The sequence below is a fragment of the Asticcacaulis tiandongensis genome (assembly GCF_006475605.1).
GTDB lineage: Bacteria > Pseudomonadota > Alphaproteobacteria > Caulobacterales > Caulobacteraceae > Asticcacaulis > Asticcacaulis tiandongensis.
On sequence record NZ_SSBC01000010.1, the window covers coordinates 1,169,968 to 1,192,993 of the forward strand.

Below are 23,026 nucleotides of genomic sequence, written 5' to 3' on the forward strand. Positions count from 1 at the left end.
AAGCTCCTGTTAACCCGAAGCGGGGGTATAAAGGCTATAAGCTAAGGGGCATAAATTGAATCACCAAACACTTTCATCGTTTATCTGGTCGGTTGCTGACTTACTGCGTGGCGATTACAAGCAATCTGAATACGGCAAGGTAATCCTGCCCTTCACGGTTCTGCGTCGCCTTGATTGCGTGTTGGTGGATACAAAAGATGCCGTGGTGGACGAATATAAAGCTAAAACTGCAATAGGCCTCAACCCAGACTCATTCCTACTGCGCAAAGCTGGCCAGAGCTTTTACAACACCTCGCCGCTTGATTTGGTGAAGCTCCTGGGCGATCAAGACAACATTCGACCGAACCTTTATTCGTACATACAAGGGTTCTCGGACTCTGCCCGTGACATCTTTGAGCGCTTTGACTTCTACTCTCAGGTTGAACGGCTAGCGAAATCCAGCCTGCTGTATTTGGTGACGGAAAAGTTTGCCAATATCGACCTGCACCCCAAGCGTGTCGACAACGCCCAGATGGGTCTGGTGTTCGAAGAGTTGATCCGCAAATTTGCGGAAATCTCGAACGAGACCGCTGGGGAACACTTCACTCCGCGCGAAGTCATCCGGTTGATGGTCAACCTGCTGTTCATCGAAGACGACGATGTGCTGACTGCCGGCAATGCCGTAGTGCGTACGATCTATGACCCGACCGCAGGCACCGGCGGCATGTTGTCCGTTGCGGGTGAGCACCTGCACGACCATAATCCCCAGGCTCGCCTGACTATGTTTGGGCAGGAACTAAATGACGAATCCTACGCCATCTGTAAGGCGGACATGTTGATCAAAGGGCAGGACGTCGGCAATATTGTCGTGGGCAACACGCTGTCTGAGGACGGTCACACCAGCCGCAAGTTCGACTACATGCTGTCCAATCCGCCGTTCGGTGTCGAATGGAAGAAGGTTGAAAAGGAAGTCCGCAAGGAGGCCGCTGAGAAGGGCTTTAACGGCCGTTTCGGCCCTGGACTGCCGCGTGTGTCGGATGGTTCCATGCTGTTCCTGATGCACCTTCTGTCGAAGATGCGTCCGGCTGTCGATGGTGGTTCGCGTATCGGTATCGTCCTGAATGGCTCGCCCCTATTCACCGGTGGTGCCGGATCCGGCGAAAGCGAAATCCGCCGTTACGTGCTGGAAAACGATCTGGTCGAAGCCATTATCGGCCTGCCGACCGACATGTTCTACAATACGGGCATCAGCACCTACATCTGGATTCTGTCAAACAAGAAGCCGAAAGCCCGCAAGGGTCTTGTGCAACTCATCGACGCCAGTTCTTTCTGGCAGAAAATGCGCAAGTCCCTCGGCAGCAAGCGCAAGGAACTGAATGACGCCCATATCGCCGACATCACCCGGCTGTTTGGAGACTTCGCGGAAGCGGAACAGGTTATTATCACCGACGGGGCAGGTAAGGAGATCACGCGTGACTTACTGATCGACGGACGCACGCCGCCGACAGCGCCCGAAGGCGGAAAAGTCAAGGTCGTGCCGATCTCACGCATATTCAGAAACGAAGATTTCGGCTACACGACCATCACAGTCGAACGCCCTTTGCGCGATGAAGTAGGCAAGATTGTGCTGGGGCAAAAGGGTAAGGCCAAAGGCAAGCCCATGGCCGACAGCGCTTTGCGGGACACCGAAAACGTGCCTCTGTCGGACGACATCGCGGCCTACTTCAAGCGCGAAGTTCTGCCCCATGCGCCCGATGCCTGGATTGACGAGGGTAAGAGCAAGGTCGGATATGAAATCCCCTTTAACCGGCATTTCTACGTCTTTGAACCGCCGCGTGATCTGCACACGATTGACGAGGAATTGAAAGTCGTCACGACACGGATTTTGCAACTGATCGAAGGGCTGGCGGAATGAGCAAGGTCATTCCCAACTACAGGACGGTCAAAGAACTGCTGAGCAATCAGGTATTTTCGATCGATGAATATCAGCGCGAATACAAATGGGGGAAGGACAACATTGTCGCCCTCGTCAGTGACTTGCGCGCCAAATTTTTCTCGTGTTATCAGCTAGGAGATGACACCGGTAAGGTCGCCAAATACGAAAATTATTTCCTCGGCTCGATCATCGTGACCCTGCGTGACGGCCGCAAATATCTCGTGGACGGCCAGCAGCGAACGACGTCACTGACACTGCTACTGATATATTTGTACCACGCGGCGGAGGCGGCCAAACTTCCGATGGTCGCTCAGTTGGCGGCCTTGATATATTCTGACAACTTCGGCGCCCCGGCCTTCAATCTTGATATTCCTGAGCGGCGCCCGGTCATCGACGCCTTGTTTCACAAGACTCCCTTCAGCGCCGACGGCAGGGACGAGTCGATCCAGAACATGGCTGCACGGTACGAAGACATCATGCAGGAAGGTTTGATCGAGGAGTTGGGCGACGCTCTGCCCCACTTCATCTATTGGCTAATGAACAAGGTCGGGCTGATCGAAATTTCAACGGACAATGACAATTACGCCTATGCCATCTTTGAGACGATGAATGACCGAGGCAAGCCCCTTAGCCCCGTGGATATGCTGAAGGCTTACTTGCTGGCCCCAATAGCCGACGAGCACCTTCGCCGCCTTGCTAACGCCACGTGGAAACGAGAAGTCCTGGCGCTAATCAGCACAGGCGGCGAACTCGACGAAAAACGTGACTCTCAGTGCATGAGCGCCTGGTTTCGCGCCCAGTACGCCGAAACGATCCGGGAACGTAAGGCCGGAGCCACCGACAAGGATTGGGAACTCATCGCAACGACGTTTCATCGCTGGGCTCGAGACAATGCAACCCGCCTGCGCTTGGGAACGCAAGACCGAAACCTCGAAGTCATTAATACCGAACTTCCTTTTTTGCCGCCGCGTATCAGCGCATCCAGGCTGCAAGCACCCATTACCTTCCGGCCTTGAAGGCAGTCTTTTATAACGCCCACAACGAGTTCACGTGGCAAAATACCGTCCTTCTGGCGCCTTTGCAGCCGTCCGATAGCAGCGAAACGGTCGATCGAAAGCTCGCTGTTACAGCTCGATATCTCGACATCTGGCTGATGCGACGGACGGTCAACTACATACGTGTGGGATATTCCGCAGTAAGCTATGCGATGTGGGGATTGTGCAAAGACATCCGCCGCGCATCCTTGCCTGACCTGGTTGACATCCTCACCTCCCGCCTGGCGCATGACGACGTAACCTTCAATGGGCGCCAAAGCGGCGATCGTAGCGGGCTGGACGATCTGCGGGTCAATCAATTCAGCCGCCGCTACATCTATCACTTGCTCGCACGCGTGACGAGTTACGTCGATGTTCAGGCTGGAAAACCCGACCTGTTCGCGCAGCTGGTCGACCGTGAACGCCCCAACCCTTGCGATATTGAGCATATTTATCCGGATGCTTTCGACAGCCAATCCTGGTTCACAAACAATTCAGATTTCCAGAACTGGCGAAATCACGTCGCCGGGCTTCTGCTACTGTCGGCAGATGTTAATCGCAGTTATCAGGGCAAAGCGTTTGCCGACAAATCACCACATTACGTCGGCCAAAATCTGTATGCCGCCAGCCTCACCGCCGGTGCCTATGAACATCAACCGCAATTCAGGAACTTTATCGAACGCAGCAACCTGGCTTTCAGGCCCTACACAGAATTCGGCCCCGAGCAACAGTCCGAACGGCGGGAGGTCTTAAGGGGGCTGGTCGAGGCAGTATGGTCGCCTGAATGGCTTAGAGTGGAGGCTGGTCTATGAGCCTGAAACCCTATCCCGCCTATAAGGACAGCGGCGTGGCATGGCTTGGGCGAGTGCCCGAGCATTGGGAATTGCGCCGTCTTGGATTTTATTTCGATGAACGACGTGAGAAGGTCAGTGACAAGGACTTTCAGGCACTTTCGGTTACAAAGAACGGCGTTGTTCCGCAGTTAGATACAGCCGCAAAGACCGATGATGGGGACAATCGAAAAAAGGTATGCTCCGGTGATTTTGTAATCAACAGCCGCTCAGACCGAAAAGGCTCATCGGGAATTTCCTACCTCGATGGCTCTGTTTCCCTAATTAACACGGTGCTTGCCCCGAGGCCCGAAATTGTGTCGGAATACGCAAATCAATTGCTCCGAAGCCAGATGTTCCAAGAGGAGTTTTATAGATTTGGAAAAGGTATCGTCGCCGACCTATGGAGCACAAACTACTCTGAAATGAAGAACATCCTACTGCCAGTTCCTACCCAAGCTGAACAAACCGCCATCGCAGCGTTTTTGGATGGAGAAACGGGCAAGATCGACGAGCTAATTGCGGAGCAGGAAAAGCTGATCGCGCTGCTGGCCGAAAAGCGTCAGGCGACGATTTCACATGCCGTGACCAAGGGCCTCAACCCCGCCGCCCCCATGAAGGACTCCGGCGTCGAATGGCTCGGTCATATCCCAGCGCATTGGGAAGTACGTCTGGTTAAAAGCGTGGCAAACTTAAATCCCTCTAAATCCGAAATCTCCTGGATGGATAAGACGACGGAGGTTAGTTTTTTACCAATGGAATGTATAGGGGAAAACGGACAGCTTGAACTCAACCGAGTGCGTGCAATTTCTGACGTCGAGACAGGCTATTCTTATTTTTCAAATGGCGATGTCGTTATTGCGAAGGTGACGCCATGCTTCGAAAATGGGAAAGGTGCGATTATGAAGGGGCTGCGTGAGGGCCATGGATTTGGCACTACAGAGCTCACAGTGCTTCGACCAAAACATGCTGGTGATGCCACTATTATTTGGTGGTTTACAATTTCGCCAAATTTTCGCGGCGTCGCGGTTCGCGAAATGACAGGTGCCGGGGGCTTAAAAAGAGTTCCTGACAGTTTTGTCTCAAACTTTAAGATTGGTTGGCCGCCTACTCCAGAGCGCAATAAAATCGTCGAGTTTCTGAAATCAGAAATAGCAAAGCTTGACTCACTTACCGCCGAGGCCACCAGAGTCATAGACATCCTAAAAGAACGACGCACGGCCCTGATTTCGGCTGCTGTCACCGGCAAAATCGACGTACGCCGCCCGTCAGCCGAAATAATCGATTTGGCGACGGCCCGGCGCCGATTACGTGGCCTACTAGCGATCGAACTCATTGAGAAATCCCAGGGGCGGCCGACCTTCGGTCGTACGGCGCTGCAAAAACATGCCTATTTGGCGGAAGCCTATGCGGGTGTGGATGAACTTGCGGGGAGATATCTACGCAACGACTATGGCCCGCTTGATAGAGATATGATCGATGACATGGAAAGTGAGGCCCAAGCGCTTTGCGGCGTCATTACTCAAACGCCCACAGGGTCAAATCGATCCATCACCTATCTCCTGTCACGGCCTGTGGGCAGCCTTAGCGACGAGCTCGCGCGACAGCTTGGGCCTGAACGCAACACGAAGTTGCAACGACTTTACGCCTTACTAGCTCCGTTAAACACACATGATGTTGAGGGTGTTGCGACTTTGTTTGCTGTTTGGAATGACTACCTGATCGAGCAAAAAGAACCGAGCGATGACGATATCGTTAATGGGTTCCTCAACGATTGGCACCCTAGAAAAAGCGAAAACTTTACAGCTCAGGAACTTCACTTGCGCCTCAACTGGATGCGTCGAAATGGGTTGGTGCCAACCGGTACTGGACCGAAAACCGAGACAGGACGGTTATTCGTATGAACCTGCACCGGGAAATCCATTTTGAGGACGATATCTGCGGCCATATGGCGGCGAATGGCTGGCACTTTGCGCCCGGCGATGCCGCCTTTTATGATCGCCAAAGCGCGCTCTATTTGCCTGACCTGATGGCCTGGCTTGAAGACACGCAAGGCGATAGCTTTGCCAAGCTGACCAAGACCCACGGCGCACAGTTACCGCAGCGGCTGGCCGAACGTATCCGCAAGGGCCTGAATGAACGCGGCACGCTGGAGGTGCTGCGCCGTGGTGTCGAGATGCTTGGTCTGACTAAGCCGCTGTCACTGGTGCAGTTCAAACCGGCGCTGGGGATCAACCCCGAAATCCAGAAGCTCTATGAGGCCAATCGGCTACGCGTCGTGCGGCAGGTCAAGCACTCGCTCAATAACCCCGCCGCCTGTTTCGACCTGGTGCTGTTTCTGAATGGCATCGCCGTCGCCACCGCCGAACTAAAATCCGACTTCACCCAAAGCGTCGAAGACGCGGTCGACCAGTATAAATTCGACCGAAACCCCACACCCAAAGGCGGTCAAACCGAGCCTCTGCTGGCCTTCCCCGGTGGCGCGCTGGTGCACTTCGCGGTATCGCAGTCCGAAGTCATGATGGCGACCAAACTTGCGGGGCCACAGACCGTGTTTTTGCCATTCAACAGAGGCGACCATGGCGGCAAGGGCAATCCTCCAAATCCTGACGGCTTTGCCACATCATATCTGTGGGAAGAAGTCTGGGCGCGTGATAGCTGGCTGGATATCCTTGGCCGCTACATGATCGGCGCGCGTGACACCAAGACCAAAGCGCTGTCGCACTACATTTTCCCGCGCTATCATCAACTGGACGCCACGCGCAAATTGATCGCCGACGTTTTGGCCAATGGTGCCGGTGAACGCTACCTGATCCAGCATTCGGCAGGATCGGGCAAGACCAACTCTATCGCCTGGTCGGCGCATTTTCTGGCAGACCTGCACGACGCTCAGAACCAGAAGGTGTTCGACAGCGTTCTGGTCGTGTCGGATCGCACGGTTCTGGATAACCAGCTTCAGGAAGCCATCTTCGATTTTCAGCGCACCAAGGGCGTGGTGGCGACTATCAGCAACGATACGGGCTCAAAAAGCGCACAGCTTTCGCAAGCTCTGAAAGACGGCAAGAAGATTATCGTCTGTACTATCCAGACCTTTCCGTTCGCCCTTGAGGCCGTAAAGGAATTATCGGCCACCGAAGGCAAGCACTTTGCGGTCATTGCCGACGAGGCCCATTCCTCTCAGACCGGAGAAGCCGCAGCCAAGCTGAAGATGCTGCTTTCGGCCGAAGAATTGGCGGAACTCAGCGACGGCGGCGAAATTGGCACGGAAGACCTGCTGGCGGCACAAATGGCGGGCCGGTCAGGTTCGGACGGCCTGACCTATGTTGCCTTCACGGCCACGCCCAAGGCAAAGACGCTTGAACTGTTCGGGCGCAAGGACGCGGACGGCATTCCTCAGGCGTTTCACGTCTATTCGATGCGTCAGGCCATCGAAGAGGGCTTCATCCTCGATGTGCTGCAAAACTACACGACCTACAAGCTGGCCTACCGCCTTGCCAATAATGGTGAGGAATGGGACGAACGTGAGGTCGAACGCAATGAGGCCTTGAAAGGCATTAATCAGTGGGTGCGGCTACATCCCTATAACATCGCCCAAAAGGTTCAGGTCGTCGTTGAGCACTTCCGCGAAAACGTTCAGCCGCTTCTCAACGGTAAGGCCAAGGCCATGGTCGTTGTCGGCAGCCGGAAAGAGGCTGTGCGCTGGCAAAAGGCGATCCGGGGTTATATCGAGCGACAGAACTACGCCCTGGGCTGTCTGGTCGCCTTCTCCGGTGAGATCGACGACAAGGAATCCTACCCCGAACCCGTCACCGAGGTCAGTAAGGCGTTGAATCTGGGTCTGAATGGCCGCGACATCCGTGAAACCTTTGCCGGTGCCGATTATCACCTGTTGCTGGTGGCCAATAAATTCCAGACGGGATTCGACCAACCTCTACTGTGCGGCATGTATATCGATAAGCGCTTGGGCGGCATTCAGGCCGTGCAAACCTTGTCGCGGCTCAATCGGGCTTACCCGAACAAGGACACCACCTACATCCTCGACTTCGTGAACGATCCCGCCGAGGTATTGACGGCCTTCAAAACCTATTTTGAAACCGCCGAACTAGAAGCCATGACCGACCCGCATATGGTCTACGATCTGCGGGCAAAGCTTGATTCCAGCGGTCACTATGACAATTTCGAGGTTGATAGAGTGGCCCAGGTCGAAATGGATCCCAAGGGTACGCAAGCCCAACTGAGCGCAGCCATTGCGCCCGTGGGCGACCGCCTGCTGAAACGCTTTTCCGCCGCCAAGGCTCAAAAGGCGGCCGCCGAAGACCGCGAGGACACAAAAGCCGCCCAAGATGCCAAGGACGAAATGGACGGCCTAGTCCTATTTAAGGGCGACATGCAGACCTTTGTGCGGTTGTACGCCTTCCTGTCGCAGATATTTGACTATGGAAACACGGACATCGAAAAGCGTTTCCTGTTTTATAAACGCTTAATCCCGCTACTGGAGTTCGGGCGCGAGCGCGATACTGTCGATCTGTCCAAGGTAATCCTCACCCATCACAATCTGCGCAATACAGGTAAGCAGCCGCTGAACCTCCACCCTGGTCAGTCAGAGAAGCTGAAACCCATGGACGCGGCCGGCACGGGTTCGGTGCAGGAAAAAAACAAGGCGCTGCTCAACGAAATTATCGAGAAGGTCAATGGCCTGTTCGAGGGCGAACTGACGGACAATGATCAGTTGGTTTATGTCAACGGTCTGGTCATGAAAATGGTCGAAAACGAAACGCTGATTCAACAGGCTGCCAACAATTCCAAGGAACAGTTCGCCAATTCGCCGGACCTGAAGACCGCCCTGGTCAATGCCATCATGGATGCACTCGACGCGCATAGCACCATGAGTTCACAAGCGCTGAATTCCGAACGCATACGCGACGGGCTCAAAGATACGCTGCTTGGCCCGGCAGGACTGTACGAAACATTGAGAGCCAAGTCATCGGGCGATCCCGCAATTAGGCCCCATGCTGCCCTCTCATCACAGTGAAGGTCTAGTAGGGTTGAGCACTTAGCGCCCATTCCGGACATGCGACACGAACGGCAAAATCTCGAAACCAGACATTGGTTACCGCCCTAGGCGGGCGCGGAACACCGCGCCTTTATCCTTGCCTGCACGAGGGTGAAGCCCTTAGCATTCTTTTCGAATCACGATGCCTTACCTGTGAGGGCATCCAACAAAAGGGGGCGGCTTTGGCGTTCAAACTTCCAGAAGGTGTCGAACATTCGCTGATGCGGCTAGTGCTGCGGATCGAAGACGATCTGAAGGCGCAACGCACACGCTATCCCTTGTTCGCCGACGCTAGCGTAATGGAAGACATGATGGACATCCGCACGGCCATTGAGCGGTTGAGTGTCGATGGAAAGCGTGGCGGGCACAGCACCTATGATTATGTGCGGCGACTGATCATTATTGCTGACGCGGCCCAGCGGCTTTCAAAGTTCTTTGATGAGACGGAACGGGGGCAGGTGTTTCTGCTCTCGACGGACCTACCCATCGATCAGGCCAGCTACGCGGGCATACCCAGAGGGACGCCACTGGCCGATGTACTGAACGCCCTGTCAATTGTCGCCGAGAACGAGGCCTATCAGGCTGAGAATGGCTATAAGGAGTCGGTTTTCTCACATCTGGCTTCAGCTGAAGAGGATTTCGATATCATCCGCGGGGACCCTAATCCGGCCATTCTCCATCGGGATGGTGACCGTTACAGGCGTACCTTCCCCTCCCCCCATCGCGAGTTCATCCTGTTAGTCGACGCCATTCAAACCGCTTTACAAAGGCGCGGACAGGACGCTGTCGAGCGCGCGTCTATTCAAAACATTACGCGTTTTGTACGGGATGCTTTCGATGTGCGTCACGACTCGTCCTACCCACAGCGCTTGTTTGCGATAGCCAATGAGGCACCCCACATACTGCGTAAGCGGGGCACACCAGCACAGCGTCAGGTTTTTAACGCCCGACTGCACCCGAATTTCGCAGGTCTGGAGACAGTTTCCGACGCGTTGACCGCGATGTCGCAAATCGCGGTACAGGCCGGCGCCCGCGGTGGGCCCGCCGAGCAAGCCCCCCTGCCGACTGCTCTGTCACCTCAGGTGATCGCCGAGATCGAGAAATTGGTTCCTGATCAGCAGATCGCGCCCGTCCAGTTCCAGTTTACGGGTACCAAACTCTCCGTCCTGCACACCCCTGCCACCCCCACCGCCGGGGATAAGGCACTGGTCGCATCAGTACGGAGAGCTGTCGTGCAAGCCGGCGACGATCTGCTGGCTGACCTTGCCACATCGCAATGCGATCCACGCTTCCTCAAAAGGATGCAAACCCTGCACGGGGAGGTCTGCGACAATAATGACATCGTCTATATCGGCATTCAAAGCCAACAGTGTCAAATTGCCGCCAGGGCTTATGAAGACGAGTTTGCGCCTCACTACATCGCGCTTTTGGCCAGCTACTTTGCCACTTTAACCGACTATGTGGCTCAGTTTCCCGATTGGCACCGCTTCTTGGAAAAGTCTGTGTCTGCGAAAATCCTCGAAGCTGAACTTCTGGAAGACCTCAGAGCCGTACTGACGGATATGACGTCCGCTATAGCTGTGCCGGACGCAGTCGAACACGAGGTCACCGAAAAGCTCGAATGGCTGAGCAGCTTAATTAGCGAGGATCAACCAGTCTCCAAAAAGCGCGTGCTCGCAGTTGCGCTCTCGCTGCAAAACCTAGCGACAGTCGTGGTAAAATGGGGCACTGGGTTGGCGGCAAAGACAGCGGAGAAGACACAAGACTATCTCTCCACAGCCGCCGCGCTCGGCATTGTGACGCTGATCGGTAATGTGCTTTGGCGGTTCATTCCGATCTCCAATCTAATCGCCAAGCAACCTTGGCTTCAGCAATCCCTACAATGGTTGAAAGAGCTCGCTGACGTGTTGAAATGAGCAGCATTGCCTAAGTCGTGTCTGCCCGTCTACACCGTAACTGAAACGGGGATAAGCCCGCCTGGTGGCTCTAGTTGCTCTGGCACCAGTCGTGTCGGCGCCCAATGTAGACATTCTTGGTGCGAAGGATAATTTTGCCGGAAAGCGGACGACCGAACGCTGCCTAGAGCATTGATGACTTCATCGCCTTGAGCTAGTTTCGCCATGTTGACAGACATCACGAACCCGAACAAATTCACCACTCACAATTGCATCGAGTAGTAAAATGAGTGTTACGGACGGCAAGCTGGCGGAGATTTGGAATCAGACCAAAATTCCAGTGATCCTCCGGAGGGATGGTAACGGCGAGAGATTGCGAGCCAGGCTGCCTTTCAGCGAAAGCAATCGCACTTGGTTGCAGACATGCGGCAAATCAGCCCCGGTTTGGATGTCAAACCCTAAGCTTTTATGCTGGGAACTTCCCAAAAGTTGGTTCAACAAATTCGTCGATAGCGCTCTTGTAAAATATGGCCAGTTGTATGTGATCCAACCCTACCGCGAACAAGAAATCTGCGCGCGTGCTTGCATGGAAGCAACTGGTCACGAATGCCAATGCTCATGCATGGGAGCGCATCATGGAAGCGGCAGTAGCGGGGGGTGGTTTGAAGTCTCTGAGACGTTTGCCGTTCGCCACTCCAAGCCGGAACTAGCATGTCGACTGATGGTTGCTCGATCTTCGCCGCCTACAAGAGGCTAGGTGCTGCCGGTCGCCTCACTACTCTACAGTACCCCCATGCCCTTCAGGAGGCACGATAGTTTCAGTTGGCTGGCTTTGCATCGGAAGAACCTTAGTCCGCACTAAGGGATAAAATTCCAGGGGGCAAAGTCGCTATCACCGCGGCAAGCACTGGGGGGAACAGGTCCGTATGGCGCAATGGTGGGCAGCGGCGACGTCACTTGGTGACACTATCATCACAGGAACGACAGTCGCGTTGTAGGCCATTCTAAGCTGCCTTTTTTGCTTTGTGAGCTATAATAATTTCTTCCTGCGTCTTCAGGGATGCCATGACGGCTTCGGCGGTATGCTTATGAGTCTTGGTGAAGATTTTGCCAGCAACCGTATCAATCATCGCAAACCGCCAGTCTGAGTAGGCGTTTTGTTGCAAAATGAGCTCCATCAGATGAATGCCCATTCCTGCTACTGCCGATGTCAGTCGCTCATCTTTGTACATCCAGGGTACATAGGTCGTAATCACGCCCTTCTTTTCCAAGGCGAAGGTCGGCCTCAACGTGACGATTAGCTCATTTTGGGGCCCCGCGAACTCCCCGACCGGAGGCTGGTGCGCTTTTCCGGGATTGGCCAATTTCCAGTTATACATACCCTTGAGTGCATCATGATTATCCTGCCTTTGATGGGCTTTGGACATATTCATCATCACGTCACCGACGGCCTGATCGAACGATTTATCGTCTAAGAAAATTTGACCCGCCGCTCGCTTCGCCGCCCAAAAGTAATCCCTGCCCCCAGGCTCAGCGTATTGAGCCAATTTTCTTGTCCGTGCAACCGAATCGAGGCAATCATGGAATAGAAACGTAGTTAAGCTCATCCGAGTCATATTCGGTCTCCTTGGGGTTCAGCACCAAGGACGTGCTGATTCGAAAAGGTTAACAACGAACAATTTTCACTAAAACTGGAACTTGTGATTAGGTGTGGCCCAACCGCATCGAAAGCAAACCACTGTCAGATGCTGGCTGACATGCCGATGACCTGATGGCGCGGTCATTTCTTCCTAGAGTTCGGCGGTGGCGGTGGCGGTGGCGGTACAGCGGTCATTTTCGGCGGGAACGCACCGTTTCCAATGAATGTAGGCTTTTTACTCAATCTACTTCCCCTTCTGAGGAAGTGACTTGGCAGCAGGCGGACTGGGCGGGGGCGGAGGCGGAAGTGCCGGCGCGGGCGTCATTAAACGGGCCGGCATACCGTCTTGCGCAATTTTCCGTTCAGTCACGTGTCTTTCCTCTCTTTGCTGGTGGTGCCGGCGGCGGCGGGGGTGTCATCGGTCGGGATGGTACGCCGCCTTTTTCCTGGTAACCGGAACTCATGCTATTCCTCTTCGTTAATAATAGTTGGCGGTGGATCTTGAGGCGTGGTCGGCTGGGGCGGAGACGCTTCTTCTGGAATTGGCGTCATATTCCTCGCATCAATTGCCTTTTGCAAAGGATCAACCGGCAGAAAATTTTCATCACTCATGGGATTCGACCCCTCCTATGCTGGACTGGGAGTCAGACTGTATTTGACTCGCCTCGATGATTAAATCTACTTTCGAATTCGCAACGACACTCGGCATTTCGAACACCACCTGAGGCCTTTGGACACTTGGCGTTTCGGCTACCTTCTTCTGAGTATAACCTGCATTTCCAATGCAGAAGATAATTGTCAGCACAATGCCTAAGAAAAACGCGATCGCTGATGACCAGTTCACAACAGCCAAGGTTTTGTTCCACCGGCTCCGTTTGTTTTCAAACTTTTTGTCCTGCTTAAGATACCACTGTTCGCAGAAGTAGATATGCCTTTTCACTGCCTGATTACTGATCAAGAACGAAAACATTGTTGCCGTCACAGCCACGCCAAAGGCGATCCAAGATCCGTACAGTAACCACAATTGAGCGGTAGATGGAGCTTTGATGATGTCTTTCAAAAACGTCACGGAGAGAGCGAGAAATGCCGTTGATAGCGTAAGCACCTGCTTGTCAAAGGCATCGTGGTTCGCAGCAATTATCTTCCAGCCGTCGGCCTCGTGTCGATCATACAGTTCTTGAAGCCTGAGCTTGTGTTTATCGTCCGCTTCTTTCCTTACGACATCCTGCTGCACAGGTCGCTTCCACTTGAACTTAGCCAACACTTTACTCCGGCTTTGTCATCACTAAGCTTCATGATAGGCCGTAAGCATGTCAAGCTAGAAGCGCCGCCGTGACACCATAGATTGAATCATGGTTGAGGCTACAAACCCCAATTCTTTCTGATGTATTCCGCGACTTCATCTGAGACGTTCTGCCATGAGGCATTATTGTTCGTAGCATCCACTACATAAACAGAATCATTCCTGTCCATAACCGCCCACAAGCGCGTCACAGCCTGCGAGGCCGTCAGGGTCGAATTGACATACCAATACGATTTGTGGATTTTGGCCCAGCCCCCTAGCGTCTTAATTTCGGCGATAACTTTCTCATAGTTTTGTCCGGGTGCGTACAAATCATATGAAATGTGAAGATTGTTAGCCATGTGCACTATCCTTCTGATGTCTTCTTTTGCCAGCGCTTAATTGCGTCTGTTTGTCGTTGAGAAATGGGGCCGCGAATGCGACCCCGCTCTGTTAGCCCTTCGGCGGGTTCGGATCGCGCCCGTGGCTATCGCTTTGAGCGATGCGGCCGTCCAGATTATGGATGCGAAGCTCCGTCCTCTGGTTTTGGCTTACCTGCCGGCCGTAATCGATAGCCTCACGCTTTGTGTCGAAATGGCCAGAAGAACGTTCACCGCCTCCGCGCTTCACGTCCCAGCCGCCACCAGCATTGGGTACGACATGATGGCTGTCGGGACCTTTTTTGCCTGCCATGAGAACTCTCCTTTATGGCTGCTAAAAACAAAAAGTATCGCTACTCCGAACAAATATGGTGAACGCCTTTCGCCTTGTCAAGGACGTAATGTATCGCTACTCTGAACTTAATTTCATTTTAAATGGAGACATCTGTGGCCACGCCATTAGGCGAAAAAATCCGCGACCTTCGAAAAGCGAAGGGTTATACCCTTGATAGGCTCGCCGAGTTGTCAGATTCGAGTAAGAGCTATATCTGGGAACTGGAAAATAAAAACCCGCCCCGACCTTCGGCGGAGAAAATCGGCAAGATCGCTGCGGTATTGGGCGTCACCGCCGATTATCTTATTGACCCTACAGACGCTATTAAGGTCGAAGACGCAACTGACAACGCTTTTTTTCGTAAGTATCGGGAGATGGATCCCACCACCAAAGAAAAAATCCGGCGTATGCTCGATGTCTTAGGTGATGATGAATGACCGCTTCAAATGGACCGGAGCGCTGGGCGTTTGAACTAACACACGTTTTGAATGCCGCTTATGGGACGGATCGTTTCCCTGTAGACATCATTACTTTCGCGCAGGATTATTCACGTCAACGCTTTGGCGATGAGCCGATTGTCAGGATCGTGGGAGAAGATTTGCCTGGCTTTGAGGGCGCTCTTTACAGGCTGTCCTCTGACCGAAAAGGCTGGGCAGTTATCTATAACAGCAGCATCCGTTCGAAAGGGCGCATTAATTTTACTCTAGCACATGAGTTTGGTCATTACTTGCTCCACCGTACCGCTTTCCCTGATGGGTTGCGATGTGGACAACAAGACATTGTGCGTTGGGATTCGGATTATGGCCAAATCGAACACCAAGCAAACGTTTTCGCGTCGAATATTCTCATGCCGCTTGACGATTACCGTCGCCAAATTCCTGACAACGACAGGATTGACCTTGATGAAATAAAAGCGTGCGCAGCACGGTACGGGGTCTCTCTTGTGGCTGCTACGCTCCGCTGGTTAGGTTACACACAGAAGCGTGCGGTTCTGGTCGTAGCCCGCGACGGTTATATTCTGTGGTCGCGGTCGAGTGAGGCCGCACTGAAATCAGGCGCATTCTTTCGAACAGCCGGTGCACCAGTAGAAATACCGATATCCTCCCTGGCGGCGTCCCCAGCAGCGCTGTTGGATGGCGAAGGACGTATGCAGCACGGGCCTGGCGTTTGGCTTGCGGAACCCGTTGAAGAATTCACTATCTTTGCTGAACTGTACGATTTTTCGCTATCCCTCTTAATGTTGGACGATAGGCCTACAAGATTCTACCGTGTTGAAGAGGAAGGCGAGATGGACTTGCTCGACAAGATGAGGTTTCGATGAGGCTACTTTTGTATATCGGCCTGCCAAAACTTTAAGAACTTCACAGTCCTATGGGTAGCATCAAAGAGGGAAGGATAACGTAGCGTTCCAGCAGTTGGAATATTATCTGTCCGCTTTTTGCCGCCCATTCCCGTGGGATACTTCCGCATTGGGCCAACAGCAGCCGATTAATCTGAGCCGCCATCCCGTTAAGCCAATATGCAGCTTTGAAAGATTTTCAGGATTGTCCGGGAATCGACACGTCTTATCCGGAAAAACGACCTGTCTTATCCGGAATGGACAATGACTGGCGACCCCTGAGGGACTCGAACCCCCGACCTCTGCTTTAGGAAAGCCTTGCTCTATCCGGCTGAGCTAAGGGGCCGTCGCTCTATGGCTCTAGCATAATCCCGCCACGCCTGAGAAGGCCTGAACCGGCTTTTGCACCGAGAAATCAGCCTGTATGGTTAACGTGGACTTTTACCCCTACATATGGTATAGAACAGAATCAGAATTTAGCGATGTCACTGATTCGGTCATGATTCGTTTCCATGTCGTTCCGCACATATGACCTGAGCCGTTAATCTTTCAATCCGCCCCGCCGATCTGCCCTTCCCAAAGCCCCTTTGCGTGGCTACATATCAGCTGTGCCTGACCTGATTTCCCCTTCTGCGGCCCTACCGCGTCCCGCCAAAGACACTGGCCGCCTTGTGGCCGTTCTGGGGCCAACCAATACCGGCAAAACCCATTATGCCCTTGAGCGGATGCTGGGGCATGGCACCGGCATGATCGGCCTGCCGCTGCGGCTTCTGGCGCGCGAAGTCTATGACCGTGTGGTTAAACAAAAAGGCCCCAATGCCGTCGCCCTGATTACCGGCGAAGAAAAGATCATACCGCGCCTGCCATCCTATTTTGTCTGTACGGTTGAGGCCATGCCGCTTGAGCGGCAGGTCGATTTTCTCGCGGTCGATGAAATCCAGCTCTGTGCCGATACTGAACGCGGCCACGTGTTCACTGACCGCCTCCTGCACGCCCGCGGTCGGCAAGAAACGCTGTTTATGGGCGCGGGCACCTTTGCGCCCTTGTTCCGCAATCTGTTTCCCGATGCGGAGATCATTTTCCGTGAGCGCCTGTCGCAACTCCGGTACGCGGGGCCGCGCAAGCTGACGCGGCTGCCGAAACGCTCCGCCATTGTCGCTTTTTCAACCGCGCAGGTCTATGCCATTGCCGAACTGATCCGCCGCCAACGCGGTGGCGCGGCGGTGGTTATGGGCTCCTTAAGCCCCAAGACCCGTAACGCTCAGGTTGACCTGTTTCAGCGTGGCGAGGTCGATTTCCTTGTGGCGACCGATGCTATCGGCATGGGGCTGAACATGGATATCGAGCATGTAGCCTTTGCCGGTTTGTCGAAGTTTGACGGCAAACGCGTGCGGCCGCTCACGCCTCAGGAAGCCGCCCAGATTGCCGGTCGCGCCGGACGCTTCACCAATGAAGGCACATTCGGGGTCACCGGCGATTGTCCTGAAATGGACGAAGACCTTGTGGAGGCCATTGAAAACCACCGCTTCCTGAGTATCGATGCCGCCCAGTGGCGCAACCGTGAGCTTGATTTTTCAAGCCTTGAACAGCTGCTCAAAAGCCTGACCCGCCCCTCACCGCACCCGTCCTTGCGACTGGCCAAGGAAGCGCTGGACGAAAAGGCCCTGCGCCACCTCAGCCAGGACGAGGATATCGCTTTTAAGGCCCGCAATCCGGTCACGCTTAAAACCCTGTGGGAAGTTTGTCAGTTGCCGGACTTCCGCAAGGTGTCGCTCGATGAATTCCTGAAAACCGTCAGCTTTCTGTTCTGGTCGCGCCTCAGTTCCGAAGGCGTTGTGCCGCATGACTGGTTCGACGAACAGCTGATGCACCTCAACCATATGGATGGTGATATCGATACGCTTTCGGGGCGCTTAAGCGGCGTGCGCACCCTGTCCTATATCGCCAACCGCCCGAATTGGCTGAAGACGCCGGAACACTGGCGCGCCGCCACACGTGACCTTGAGGAGCGCCTGTCGGACGCCCTGCACGAAGCCCTAATGAAGCGCTTTGTCGATCAGCGCACCAGCGCACTGCTTAAGGCGCTGAATGCCTTTGAGGAACCCAAGCCGGAAATCAGTGAAACCGGCGAGGTCTTCCTTGAGGGCCAGAGCGTCGGTCAGTTAAACGGTCTGATGTTCACCCAAAGCAGCGGTGAAAGCCTGATTGAGGACAAGGCCATCCGTCAGGCCGCCCATCGCGCGGTCATGCCGATCCTTAAGGAACGTCTGAACGAACTGGCGCATGCGCCCTCAAAGGCCTTCAGGCTGCGCGGCGCAGAGATCCATTGGCAAGGCGCGGCTGTGGGCCGCATAGAGCCGTCGGACTACTTCAACCCTAAGGTCAGGCTGTTGTGCGACATTGACCACACGGCCTTGCAGCAGACGGCACAGAAACGACTGACCGACTTTGTGCGTCAGCAGATGATCCACACCCTGAAGCCCCTGCATCGCCTGTTTAGCGCGGCGCACGACGAAAAAACACCGGCCAATGTTCGCGCCATCGCCTATCAGTTGTATGAAAACGGCGGCATCACGCGACGCAACGAGGCGCTGAAACTCAGCCCCGAAGAGCGGAAACTGATTAAGGGTCTGGGGGTTCATGCCAACCGGTTTGTCTGGATATTACCTAAACTACCGCATGCTCAGATGAAGCCCTTTGCCCGTGCGGCCGATCACCCTCAGCGTGCCCAAAGTCTTAAGGGGCGCGTGATCATCGACGGCTATGGGGCGGTGTCGCTTAAAGCCCTGACGGAACTGGATAAGGCCTTTTCCGAAGGCCGCTTCCATAAGGGCGCGACCTATTTTAAATCCGGCGTAGTCGCTCAGGATCGGCTTATGAACGCTTTGGGCTTTGTCAAAACCCCGCCACTTAAGATCGGTGAGGGCGATGAGCGCACCGGCTGGCGACCGCGCCATGCGCCAAAGCCAAAGGCGGCACAGGCCGCTCCCGCCTATATAAACCCCTACTCCCCCTTTGCGGTATTGCGGGACGGTTAAACCGCACCGTATTGCAAACTTTTAACAGCCGAAATGACATGCGTCGTTCGGAAACGGTCGCCTTTTCGCTTTTCAAAAGCGCAAACCCGTGCATAAATGTCTGACAATAAAGCGGAGAATTAATCCTGATCCGCATAAAAAGTCACCGCAGGGACGCTTAAAATGTCAAACATTACCTCAAAAAGCCTGTTACTCACTGGCATGGCCAGTCTGTTCTGTCTGACTATTATAGCCTGCGGGGGTGGGGGCGGGGGCGGGGGCGGAAGTTCCGGAGGCGGCGGCGGTGGCAGTTCAAGTAGCTCAAGCAGCAGCGCTTCATCCTCCTCGTCGTCATCCTCGTCCCTGAGCGGGCCACTGGCCAGCTACAGCCTGACCGGCGCTACGGATTTCGTTCATGATCCGGCCATTATCAAACAGGGCAGTACCTATTACGTCTTCCATACCGACAAGAGCGCCACCGAAGGCGGCTTTGTCGAGATTCGCTGCTCAACCGATAAGGTAGCCTGGACACGCTGCGGATTTGTCTTTGCCACCATGCCGTCCTGGGTCAGCGGTATAGTGCCTAACGCCACCCTGACCTGGGCGCCGGACATCAGCTATTTCAACGGAAAATATCACCTCTATTATTCCGTCTCGAGCTTTGGCTCGAATATCTCCGCGATGGGGCTGGCGACCAATAAGACGCTTGATCGCACAAGTCCGGATTACGCGTGGGAAGATCAGGGCATGGTTCTGCGCTCAAGCACCAGTGACAATTTCAACGCCATCGACCCCAACATCTTCGTTGATACAGATGGCAAGATTTACTTTAGCTACGGCAGCTTCTGGAACGGCATCTATCAGCGCGAGGTCGAACCAACGACAGGGATGCTTAAGGCTGGCACCGCCACGCATCTGGCGCGACGCGCCCCTTCGGTGACCCACAACCCCATCGAAGGGCCTTCACTCGTCAAACGCGGCAGCTACTATTACCTGTTCACCGCATGGGATTTCTGCTGTGAGGCCAATGCCGCTAACAGCACCTATAAGATCACTGTCGGGCGCGGCACCTCAGCCACAGGCCCCTTCGTTGACAAGAACGGCACGGCGCTGACGGCGGGCGGCGGGACCTTACTGCTTGAGGGCAACAGCCTGTACAGCGGCCCCGGTGGCCAGCATGTCTATCTGAGCGGCAGCGAAGACTTGATTGTTTTCCATGCCCGCCGCCTGTCGCAGAACGGCCTGCCCTATCTGTTCATCAAGAACCTGAACTGGGTTGATGACTGGCCAGTTATCGCAGACTGATGTATCATTCTATCCATGAGCGATGAGACCTGTCGGGCAGATATCTGGTTGTGGCGGGCGCGGTTTTTCAAAACCCGCGCCCTGTCGGCCAAATTCATCGACACAGGCACCATACGTCTGGAACGCTTTGGCCAGATAACGCGCCTAACCAAGGCAGGATTTACCCTAAGGGCTGATGACCGGCTGATTTTTGCGCTGGGGGCCCGACTGATTGACCTGACGATTGTCGATATGGGGGAACGTCGCGGCCCCGCCCCCGAAGCGCGAATGCTTTACAATCTCAATAATCAGCCCGCCTCGTAATTATTCAACCCGCACCCATTAGTAAAAATGACCATTTGCCACAGGCTTTATGCCTTGACAGGACAGTGATCAAAAGTCATGACGCCCACTGAAACCATGCGATAATTCACCGTGCGTTGCCTGAACGGTTTCCACGATGGTTTACTCCGCGTCTGTTTTTTATTGTCCTAAGTCCGTCCGCTTTGGTCGGCCCATTCAGGCTAACAAGAGTTCCGATGACCTATATCGTCACTGACCCCTGCGTAAAATGCAAGTTCATGGATTGCGTCGAAGTATGCCCCGTGGACTGCTTCTATGAAGGCGAGAATTTTCTGGTCATTAATCCGGACGAATGCATCGACTGCGGCGTGTGTGAGCCTGAATGTCCGGTTGACGCCATTAAGCCCGATACTGAGGACGAGCCGGACGGCAAATGGCTTGATGTCAACGCCAAATACTCACGCGTGTGGCCAAACATCTCCGTCAAGGGCACGCCACCGGCTGACCGCGAAGAGTTTGAGCGCGAAGAAGGCAAGTTCGAGAAATACTTCTCTGAAAATCCCGGAGATGGTAAATAACCCTCCCCCGCTTTTAGGAGAGGTAAGCCGTGCTGCCTGTTACCGACAATCCGGTCGAAGCCCTGAACACCGCCCTTCTGTGGCTTGACTATGCCGGCGTAGCCGTTTTTGCGGCTTCCGGCGCGCTTGTCGCTGCGCGCCACAAACAGGATATTATCACCTTCGGATTTTTTGCCGCCATCACGGGTGTCGGCGGCGGCACCTTGCGCGACCTGCTGATCGACGCGCCGGTATTCTGGGTGCAGCGGCCGGGCTATATCATGGTCTGCCTTGGCATTGCCCTGCTGGCATGGTTTCTCGCGGGCTTCAACTGGCGCTTTCGCGCTCTGGCCTGGCTTGATGCGCTGGGCATCTCCGCTTTTTCCGTAGTCGGGGCCGCTAAGGCCTTAAGCCTTGGGGTGCATCCCTTTTCGGCCATGCTGATGGGGATATTTACCGCCATATTCGGCGGCGTGATTCGTGACGTGCTGGCCGGACAACCCAATTTCATCGTACGCCGTGAAATCTATATCAGCGCTACCATACTGGGCGCAGGCCTGTTCGTCGGGTTACGGCTGGTCGGACTATCCTTTTGGCCTGCCGGCCTGGCCGGTTTCGGCGCTGCCTTCGCCCTTCGGGCAGTGGCCATTGTCTATGGCCTGCACCTGCCAAGCTTCGGGCAAAAGTCACCGCACGAAAGCCCACACGAGGATAAGCTCAGTTAAAAATCCGATGTGGACGCTTTGTTTTTTCGCAAAAGTGTGATATTAAGGTGTCGTTAGATGGGAACGCCCCTGAGTCATCCACACGCTTTTAGCGCGACTCACTGACTGGCCCATGCTTCTATATTCATCTTTTAAGTGTCTGCCCGACCTTCTTGACCGGACAGCACCTTCGACAAAGGTCGGATGACAGGATTGTCTTAGCTTCGCTTCAATTGCGCACACGATGACCCGCCTCAATATCGGGACATCGTTTTTTTGTGCGTCTGCCGGGTTACCGCCAGACATTGATACGAAACAGACACCTGCTCTGGCCCTGCCTTTAGCGAAAGGATCGCAATGTCGACATCTGCTTTGGAATTTACCATTGGTGATAAGGTCGTTTATCCGGCGCATGGCGTCGGCACAGTGGCCGCCGTCGAAAGTCAGGAAGTGGCGGGTTATACGCTTGAAGTGTACGTCGTGACCTTCGATCATGAAAAAATGACCCTGCGTGTACCGACCAAAAAGGCCAAGACTGCAGGTCTGCGCCATCTGGCGGCCGAAGCCGTCATGTCTCAGGCGCTCGTGACCCTTAAGGGTCGCGCCCGCATCAAGCGCACCATGTGGTCGCGTCGCGCTCAGGAATATGAAGCCAAGATCAATTCCGGCGATCTCGTCTCCATCGCCGAGGTTGTTCGCGACCTTCACCGTGCCGAAAATCAGCCGGAACAGTCCTATTCCGAGCGTCAGCTTTACGAATCGGCCCTCGATCGTATGGCCCGCGAAGTCGCCGCGATCGAAAAGATCGATCGTGACGCCGCCGTCGCCATTCTCAACAAGTCGCTCATCAAGGCGGCCTAAGAGAAAAGCCGGTTAAAAACGACCTAAGGCCCCTTGAGTCACCTCAGGGGGCCTTTGCTTTTTCGCCTTCTCGCGCCTTCAGCGCAGACAGGCGTAAATCATCCGCTCAGTTCAGAGTCTTTCCAAGGCCTTACGGTGTTTTTGTCCTTGACGGCTTGGCTGGCTTTGCCTATAGAACGCCCCTCCTGAGCGCTGTACCTGTTACAGGCGTTCGTTTGTCATTTATCTTATCCGAAGGTGGATCCCATGTCGCGTCGTTGCGAACTCACCGGTGTTGGCCCGCTCGTCGGCCACAGCGTGAGCCACTCAAATATCAAAACGAAGCGTCGCTTCCTGCCCTCGCTCCGTGAAACCGCTCTGCAATCCGAAGCGCTGAACCAGTCGTTCCGCCTGAAGATCACCAACGCTGCCCTGCGCACGCTGGACTTCAAAGGTGGCCTGGATGCGTTTCTGGTCAAGGCTTCTGATGAAAAGCTGTCTCTGCGCGCCCGTCGCCTGAAGAAGCAGATCAAAGCTAAGATTGCTGAACAAAACGCAGCCTAAGCTTAGTCGCTTTTGCCGAACACATAGAAAACCCCGAAACCTCTGGTCTCGGGGTT

20 protein-coding genes and 1 tRNA gene are annotated in these 23,026 nt (G+C 54.5%); 15 read left to right on the forward strand and 6 right to left on the reverse strand.

The window, feature by feature from the left end; translation table 11 throughout:
- The first annotated feature begins 55 nt into the window (after window positions 1-55).
- The 6 genes from E5201_RS09765 (at window position 56) to E5201_RS09785 (ending at window position 10,748) form a co-directional block, all read left to right on the forward strand.
- On the forward strand, window positions 56-1,894 hold the full coding sequence (locus E5201_RS09765; protein ID WP_140985837.1) for a type I restriction-modification system subunit M: 1,839 nt from the start codon (window positions 56-58) through the stop codon (window positions 1,892-1,894).
- Window positions 1,891-2,931 (forward strand): DUF262 domain-containing protein, encoded by a 1,041-nt coding sequence (locus tag E5201_RS14935; RefSeq protein ID WP_219993583.1) that lies wholly within the window; start codon window positions 1,891-1,893, stop codon window positions 2,929-2,931. The genes E5201_RS09765 and E5201_RS14935 overlap by 4 nt, the downstream gene beginning before the upstream one ends.
- Window positions 2,928-3,761, forward strand: coding sequence for a GmrSD restriction endonuclease domain-containing protein (locus tag E5201_RS14940; RefSeq protein ID WP_219993585.1), 834 nt, complete (start codon window positions 2,928-2,930; stop codon window positions 3,759-3,761). Before E5201_RS14935 ends, E5201_RS14940 begins: the two co-directional genes overlap by 4 nt.
- Window positions 3,758-5,683 (forward strand): restriction endonuclease subunit S, encoded by a 1,926-nt coding sequence (locus tag E5201_RS09775; protein ID WP_181404587.1) that lies wholly within the window; start codon window positions 3,758-3,760, stop codon window positions 5,681-5,683. The genes E5201_RS14940 and E5201_RS09775 overlap by 4 nt, the downstream gene beginning before the upstream one ends.
- Window positions 5,680-8,811 (forward strand): type I restriction endonuclease subunit R, encoded by a 3,132-nt coding sequence (locus E5201_RS09780; protein ID WP_140985838.1) that lies wholly within the window; start codon window positions 5,680-5,682, stop codon window positions 8,809-8,811. Before E5201_RS09775 ends, E5201_RS09780 begins: the two co-directional genes overlap by 4 nt.
- 203 nt (window positions 8,812-9,014) lie before the next feature.
- Window positions 9,015-10,748, forward strand: a complete 1,734-nt coding sequence (locus tag E5201_RS09785; RefSeq protein ID WP_140985839.1) for a hypothetical protein — start codon at window positions 9,015-9,017, stop codon at window positions 10,746-10,748.
- 983 nt (window positions 10,749-11,731) lie between these two features.
- On the opposite strand, the gene E5201_RS09795 is transcribed toward E5201_RS09785, so the two are convergent.
- The 5 genes from E5201_RS09795 to E5201_RS09810 form a co-directional block, all read right to left on the reverse strand.
- Window positions 11,732-12,343 carry a hypothetical protein gene (locus tag E5201_RS09795; RefSeq protein ID WP_140985841.1) on the reverse strand — a complete coding sequence of 204 codons (612 nt, stop codon included), beginning with the start codon at window positions 12,341-12,343 and terminating at the stop codon, window positions 11,732-11,734.
- A gap of 488 nt (window positions 12,344-12,831) precedes the next feature.
- Window positions 12,832-12,978: a hypothetical protein gene (locus E5201_RS14800; RefSeq protein WP_181404588.1), complete on the reverse strand. Its 147-nt coding sequence runs from the start codon at window positions 12,976-12,978 to the stop codon at window positions 12,832-12,834.
- On the reverse strand, window positions 12,971-13,627 hold the full coding sequence (locus tag E5201_RS09800) for a hypothetical protein (protein ID WP_140985842.1): 657 nt from the start codon (window positions 13,625-13,627) through the stop codon (window positions 12,971-12,973). Before E5201_RS09800 ends, E5201_RS14800 begins: the two co-directional genes overlap by 8 nt.
- A 101-nt stretch (window positions 13,628-13,728) precedes the next feature.
- A complete protein-coding gene (locus E5201_RS09805; protein ID WP_140985843.1) occupies window positions 13,729-14,010 on the reverse strand; it encodes a hypothetical protein in 282 nt (93 codons plus the stop codon).
- A gap of 91 nt (window positions 14,011-14,101) precedes the next feature.
- Window positions 14,102-14,341, reverse strand: a complete 240-nt coding sequence (locus E5201_RS09810) for a DUF2188 domain-containing protein (RefSeq protein WP_140985844.1) — start codon at window positions 14,339-14,341, stop codon at window positions 14,102-14,104.
- 134 nt (window positions 14,342-14,475) lie between these two features.
- Here E5201_RS09810 and E5201_RS09815 point away from each other — a divergent pair, with 134 nt between their 5' ends.
- The gene (locus E5201_RS09815; protein WP_140985845.1) at window positions 14,476-14,799 is read left to right on the forward strand and encodes a helix-turn-helix domain-containing protein; all 324 of its coding nucleotides are present in this window, start codon (window positions 14,476-14,478) and stop codon (window positions 14,797-14,799) included.
- Complete coding sequence (locus E5201_RS09820) at window positions 14,796-15,683, forward strand: ImmA/IrrE family metallo-endopeptidase (RefSeq protein WP_140985846.1); 888 nt, start codon at window positions 14,796-14,798, stop codon at window positions 15,681-15,683. The genes E5201_RS09815 and E5201_RS09820 overlap by 4 nt, the downstream gene beginning before the upstream one ends.
- A 287-nt stretch (window positions 15,684-15,970) precedes the next feature.
- Here E5201_RS09820 and E5201_RS09825 read toward each other — a convergent pair.
- Window positions 15,971-16,047 (reverse strand) — tRNA-Arg (locus E5201_RS09825).
- Window positions 16,048-16,309: 262 nt separating this feature from the next.
- Here E5201_RS09825 and E5201_RS09830 point away from each other — a divergent pair.
- From E5201_RS09830 to rpmB, 7 genes are all read left to right on the forward strand, one after another.
- Complete coding sequence (locus tag E5201_RS09830) at window positions 16,310-18,739, forward strand: helicase-related protein (protein WP_425456576.1); 2,430 nt, start codon at window positions 16,310-16,312, stop codon at window positions 18,737-18,739.
- Window positions 18,740-18,901: 162 nt separating this feature from the next.
- Window positions 18,902-20,023, forward strand: coding sequence for an arabinan endo-1,5-alpha-L-arabinosidase (locus E5201_RS09835; RefSeq protein ID WP_140985847.1), 1,122 nt, complete (start codon window positions 18,902-18,904; stop codon window positions 20,021-20,023).
- Window positions 20,024-20,038: 15 nt separating this feature from the next.
- Window positions 20,039-20,326, forward strand: a complete 288-nt coding sequence (locus tag E5201_RS09840; protein ID WP_140985848.1) for an RNA-binding S4 domain-containing protein — start codon at window positions 20,039-20,041, stop codon at window positions 20,324-20,326.
- A 215-nt stretch (window positions 20,327-20,541) separates the two neighbouring features.
- Window positions 20,542-20,883, forward strand: coding sequence for a ferredoxin FdxA (fdxA, locus tag E5201_RS09845; protein WP_140985849.1), 342 nt, complete (start codon window positions 20,542-20,544; stop codon window positions 20,881-20,883).
- 32 nt (window positions 20,884-20,915) lie between these two features.
- Window positions 20,916-21,587 (forward strand): trimeric intracellular cation channel family protein, encoded by a 672-nt coding sequence (locus E5201_RS09850; protein ID WP_140986119.1) that lies wholly within the window; start codon window positions 20,916-20,918, stop codon window positions 21,585-21,587.
- Between the two features lie 336 nt (window positions 21,588-21,923).
- Window positions 21,924-22,427, forward strand: coding sequence for a CarD family transcriptional regulator (locus E5201_RS09855; RefSeq protein ID WP_140985850.1), 504 nt, complete (start codon window positions 21,924-21,926; stop codon window positions 22,425-22,427).
- Window positions 22,428-22,673: 246 nt separating this feature from the next.
- On the forward strand, window positions 22,674-22,970 hold the full coding sequence (gene rpmB, locus E5201_RS09860) for a 50S ribosomal protein L28 (protein WP_140985851.1): 297 nt from the start codon (window positions 22,674-22,676) through the stop codon (window positions 22,968-22,970).
- The last annotated feature ends 56 nt before the right edge of the window (window positions 22,971-23,026 follow it).